Origin of the sequence: Nocardiopsis synnemataformans (assembly GCF_965343085.1) — a bacterium.
Taxonomy (GTDB): Bacteria; Actinomycetota; Actinomycetes; order Streptosporangiales; family Streptosporangiaceae; genus Nocardiopsis; species Nocardiopsis alborubida.
Genome location: NZ_CBDRFA010000193.1, coordinates 1 through 563, shown reverse-complemented (window position 1 = coordinate 563; position 563 = coordinate 1). Strand labels below are relative to the sequence as shown.

The 563-nt window shown below is 63.4% G+C and carries 1 protein-coding gene; it reads right to left on the bottom strand.

From position 1 onward, the window contains the following. On the bottom strand, positions 1 to 246 hold a 246-nt coding region (locus ACSIH6_RS39420), incomplete at its 3' end, for a radical SAM protein (RefSeq protein WP_435114006.1). Positions 247 to 563 lie beyond the last annotated feature (317 nt).

Here is a 563-nt window from a genome sequence, read left to right as displayed (position 1 = left end):
ATTCGAGTACACCTCGACGCGCATCCCAGCGGTGAGAGCCCGGTCAGCGATGTCCAGCGCGTCCGGGTGCAGGGTCGGCTCGCCGCCGATGAGCTGGACGAGTTCCGTTCCGGTTGCGGCAGCTTGGTCCACAACCGTGAACCAGTCCTCCCGGGTCATGGTGCCGTGGCTGCCCTCCGGTCCTGAGCGGTTGTAGCAGTGCGAGCATTCGAGCTGGCACATTCGAGTGAGGTCGAGCCACAGCATGCGCGCAGTGGTCGCTCCGACAGTGGCAGGGGGCTGTTCGGCTATGGTCACGAGGCATCTCCCGCGAATATGGTGGGGGACCGCTACAGGAAGTTACCTTGGATGGCGTTCCGTGTCAGTGGGTTGGCATGATCTGGCCATCTCACGGAAGAAACCGCCCCCACCCTGAAAATCAGAAAGAAGACGGTTGCCAGCGGACACTGCGGGGGTGGCCCCTTATGGATTTCGCTCGCGTGGGCTGTCCCGGCGGCGGCACAAGAACTCACCGGGAAGCGGTTCCGATCGGGGTTCCCACATGGTCAGCCTTCGGGGTTGAT